Source organism: Streptomyces sp. NPDC005784, from assembly GCF_042871525.1.
Classification (GTDB): domain Bacteria; phylum Actinomycetota; class Actinomycetes; order Streptomycetales; family Streptomycetaceae; genus Streptomyces.
Window position 1 is genome coordinate 1 of the sequence record NZ_JBIAIQ010000098.1, and the last position, 4,180, is coordinate 4,180.

The window sequence follows — 4,180 nt, forward strand, 5'->3', positions numbered from 1 at the left end:
GGCAGCACAGCGATCACCGCCATCGAGATCACCGTGCACCCACCAGCCCTGCCCAGCACACAGGACCCGAGCCGGGCCCTCTCCGGCCGTTGGGGCCAGGTCTGCCAGCTCTTGGCCGCGAACTCCAACCAGGCCATGCACACACGGGATATCGCACGGCATCTCGGGCTCCCCACCTCAGGGCGCCCGCTCAGCAGTCTTACCGCGCAACTCTGCTACTGGGCCCGCAACGACCGACTCATCCGCACCGCGCCAAGCACCTACAAGATCACTCTCCCTGATGCCTTGACACCGCCAACGGGGCCTTAACTTCGTGGCATTGGATGCTCGACGCCGTGCGCTACCTCTTCGACAACGGCATCAAGCGGCGGGCGATGCCGGCCGACTTCCCGCCCTGGCCACGGGTCTACGCAGCCGCACGTCACCCGGCCACGATGCGCATACCGCCGCCAGTTCGCATCCAATGCAATCGGCGGCGCTTGTAGTTGGCGTACAGAAATCCCGGTGACATTGGTCTTGGTCGGCTAGCACACATACTCCGGAGATACCGCCGGACTTCGCAGAAAGGCCGCTGGGGGGGTGGTTGCTGGCTACAGTCCGGTCGACCGGTGGAGTATCTGACTGATGAGCAGGCGTACGAGACATTCACCGACGTGCCGCTACGAAGATCAAATGCACGGTCTGCTGTCCGCCCAGCGGCATTCCTGATTGACGGCGGACACCATGTTCTCCACGTGCGCGGGGGGCCCACAGGCCGTCGGTGGCACGTCCGGCGCGGAGCGTCCGAAGTATGCGACAGCGACGGACGACGGCGTCATCATCGAAGCCTCAACGACCGCAGGGGCTCGACGACAAGGGGGAGAGCCTATGGGGGAACGTGAGGACATGCTCGCCGAGGTCAGGGAGCGGGTAGACCGCGTCAGCGCCACGGGGGACGGGTCCGCGGTGATGGACCCGGTCGCGTCGGTGCTGTCGCGGAACCTCGCGGCCATGTGCGACGTGGGCAGTGGTACGGATCCGGAGGCGGAGTACACATTGGGGTGGCTGCACTTCTACCGTGCGCAGTCCCTTCCCCCGGCACAGGCCGCGACCGCCCGTGAACTGGCCGTCCGGCTGTTCGCCTGGTGCTTCATCAAGGGGACCCGGGACACGGGCGAGTTACCGCAGCCCCTGCTCGCCACTCTCGCCGGGGCGGTGCTCCCGTTCGCGGCGGGAACGCTGGAGCGCGCACGGGCCAACATGGACCCAGCCGGGCAGCAATTTGCGGAAACCCTGTACCGGCGTATTCTCGCTTGCCTCCCCGAGGCGGATCCTGAACGCGCGCTGTGCCTCTCCCACCTCAGCGTTGCGCTGCTGCTGCGGTATGGCCGCACGCTCGCGACGGCGGACGCGGACGAGGCGGTGGAGATGGCGCGTACGGCCGTGCGGGCCGCCGCGCCGCATCCGCCCCTGCTGGCCCCCTCCCTGAACAACCTCGGCCTCGTCCTCCGGGCGCGCTTCGAGCACACAGGGGTGTTGGCGGACCTGGACGCGGCGGTGGACTTCCTGCGGGACGCCGTCAGAACCGCCGCTGCCGACGCGACCGGCCGGGCGGGCAGCCTGCTCCAGTTGAGCCGCGCCTTGGAGGTGCGGTACGAGAACACCAACGCGCTCACGGATCTGGACGAGGCCATCGAGACCGCCCGCACCGCCGTCCTTACCGCCCCCGACCACCCCGACCGAACTTCCCACCTGGCCACGCTCGGCGGCGCGTTGGCGATGCGGTACCAACGCACCGGGGTCCTGGCAGACCTGGACGAGGCGGTGGAGACCGGTCGTGCCGCCCTCCGGAACGTCCCCGAGAGGTGGCCCCACGCAGCCACACACCTCTCAAGCCTGGCGGCCACCCTTCTGACGCGCTTCGAGCACACGGCCGTACGCGCCGACCTCGACGAAGCCGTCGAACTGGGCCGCGCAGCCGTGCGAAGCCTCCCCGCCTACTACCCTGCCGTCGATCACGCTCTGTACCTGTTCGCTCTCGCCCGTACCCTCCTGGTGCGGGCTGAGCACCCCCCGGCAGTGGCCGGTGACCTCGACGAAGCGGTGGCGGCCCTCGACGCCGCCCTGGAAGGCACGCGCGACGACCACCTCCACCGGACGGCGTACCGGACCCACCTCGGCGCCGCCCTGCTCCAGCGGGCGAAGGTCACCGGCAACGGGCAGGACCGGGAAAGGGCGCTGGCCGAGCTGCGGCAGATGGCCGAACACGTAACGACGCCCCCGCGGATCCGTGTCGCCACGGCCCGCACGGTGGCGCAGCTGACCGCCGCCTCTGAACCGGCCCGCGCCGCCAAGCTGTTGGAACAGGCCGTCATGACGCTCCCCGAGGTGGCGCCGCGCCGCCTCGGCCGGGGCGACCGGCAGCACGCGCTCGGTACCCTCGCCGCCGGTCTAGCTGCCGACGCGGCTGCCCTCGCCCTGGCCGACACGAGCGTCCCCGAACCGGAGGACCGGGCCGCGCGGGCGCTGAGCATGGTCGAGGCCGGGCGGGCGGTGCTCCTGTCACAGGCATTGGACACCCGGAGCGATCTGACGGCCCTGCGGCAACAGCACTCGGCCCTGGCCGCCCGCTTCGTGGAGCTGCGCGAGGCGCTGGACCGGGACGCCGAGCCAGCACCGTTGACCGGCGGTGGCCCCGCGGGGGGGCAGCGGTGAACGACACCGACTGGCGGAGGGGTTGTCGGAATTGCTGAAGCGCATCCGGGCCTGCAAGGGGTTCGCCAGGTTTGGGCTGCCGCCCTCCCCCGATGAGCTCCTGGCCGAGGCGGCCCACGGCCCCGTGGTGACGTTCACGGTCAGTCGTCACCGCAGCGACGCACTGCTCCTCACCCCGGACGGCGTCTCCTCGTGCCCGTTGCCCCAGCTCACTGCGGAGGCCGTCCTGCAACAGGCCGAGAGATTCTACCAGGCACTGGAGGACGCCACGGCACCGGACCGCAACCGCGTCGCTGCGCAGAAGACGCTCCGCAAAGTACTGGAATGGCTGTGGGAGGCGGCGGCCGAACCGGTCCTCACCGCCCTCGAAGCCAAGGGACACGTCCTCGCGCCCGCACACGACGGGGACGCGCTGCCGCGGGTGTGGTGGGCACCGGGCGGGCTCCTGAGCCTCCTGCCCCTGCACGCCGCGGGCTTCCACACGGCCGCCGACACCGATCCGGGCGCGCGCCCTCGCACCGTCATGGACCGGGTGGTCTCCTCCTACACTCCCACCGTCCGCATGCTGCACCACGCCCGGCGGCCCCGGCCGCCGGCCACCGACGGCGTCCGGTCCCTGGTCGTCGCAGTGCCCGACGCCCCGGACCTCCCCCTGCTGCCGCACGTGGCGGAGGAGGCCCGCTGCGTACGGGCCCTGCTGCCGCACCCGATCGACCTCACCGGCCCCGAGCCCCACGACGAGGAGCCCGGCCCGGCACCTGGCGGTGACGCCCCCACCACGGCCGCCGTCCTGGCCCGCCTCCCGGAGTGCGCCATCGTCCATTTCGCGTGCCACGGCGCCACCGACCACACAGATCCCTCGCGGAGCCGACTGCTTCTCCACGACCACGACACCGCGCCGCTGACGGTGTCCGCCCTCGCCTCAGTCAGCCTCGACCACGCGCGGCTGGCCTACCTCTCCGCCTGCAGCACGGCAACTCCCGGCGGCCCCGACCTGCTGGAGGAGGCCATCCATCTCACCAGCGCGCTGCAGGGCGCCGGTTTCCCGCACGTGGTGGGGACGCTGTGGCAGGTCGACGACCGGATAGCCGCCGAGATCGCCGAGTCCTTCTACCGGCACCTGCTCACCTGCGCCCCCACGGGCTCCGCCGGCCCCGATCCGGACTTGGACCGCGCCGCTGTTGCCCTGCACGACGCCGTACGGGCGGTACGGGACCGCTATCCGGCGACGCCCTCTCTGTGGGCGGCCCACCTCCACTCCGGCAGGTAGCCGTACCGAACGGGAGGCGAGGTGCGCGACAGCTGGGCGTTGCCCCGGGCGCGGGCACTTCGGTGCCCGCGCGTCATCCGCCCGGGACGGCCTCGCTCCTCGGTGCTGTCAACGGGATCAGGCAGAGCTTGGTCATGGTCCTCGACCGTGGTCGAGGAGGTCGTACGGATCTCTGTGGCAGGCCGGACAGCGCCATAGCACCGCGATCAAGGATGT

At 71.2% G+C, this 4,180-nt stretch carries 2 protein-coding genes; both read left to right on the forward strand.

The window, feature by feature from the left end:
- Positions 1–867: 867 nt before the first annotated feature.
- The gene (locus tag ACFYR3_RS45520; protein WP_389288305.1) at positions 868–2,694 is read left to right on the forward strand and encodes a tetratricopeptide repeat protein; all 1,827 of its coding nucleotides are present in this window, start codon (positions 868–870) and stop codon (positions 2,692–2,694) included.
- 31 nt (positions 2,695–2,725) lie between these two features.
- The gene (locus tag ACFYR3_RS45525) at positions 2,726–3,964 is read left to right on the forward strand and encodes a CHAT domain-containing protein (RefSeq protein ID WP_389288306.1); all 1,239 of its coding nucleotides are present in this window, start codon (positions 2,726–2,728) and stop codon (positions 3,962–3,964) included.
- The last annotated feature ends 216 nt before the right edge of the window (positions 3,965–4,180 follow it).

Bases quoted from the DNA above. Each gene is read 5' to 3' on its own strand.
- ACFYR3_RS45520 (WP_389288305.1), top strand. From the start codon at position 868: ATGGGGGAACGTGAGGACATGCTCGCCGAGGTCAGGGAGCGGGTAGAC.